Source organism: Halomonas sp. SIMBA_159, from assembly GCF_046536035.1.
Taxonomy (GTDB): Bacteria; Pseudomonadota; Gammaproteobacteria; order Pseudomonadales; family Halomonadaceae; genus Vreelandella; species Vreelandella venusta_A.
In genome coordinates this window covers 1-266 of the sequence record NZ_JAWJBT010000747.1, presented here as the reverse complement: position 1 = coordinate 266, position 266 = coordinate 1, and the positions used below count along the sequence as shown (strand labels likewise).

At 37.6% G+C, this 266-nt stretch carries 1 protein-coding gene; it reads right to left on the bottom strand.

All coding sequences use genetic code 11. The features are described 5' to 3' along the window. The coding region (locus tag R0J87_RS21195; protein ID WP_498888753.1) for a hypothetical protein at positions 1-266 on the bottom strand (266 nt) is incomplete at both ends.

The window sequence follows — 266 nt, the reverse complement described above, 5'->3', positions numbered from 1 at the left end:
CTGTTAAATCAACACCATATTCCCACCACGCTCCGTAATAAGGCATGTGAAATACTTCTTTCCATGTCAAACCACCATCTGTACTAACTTTTACAGAACCATCAGAAAGATGCTGTGAATCTCCGTAACCATCAAAAGTTAAGTGTGCAGTTTTGTAATTTGTTAAATCGAAAACCGGAGAAACCAACATATCGTTTGCTTCATCGCAATTGCATTTATCATCATTACTTGCCATAAACTTAGTGTGGTCTTCAATAAACCAACCC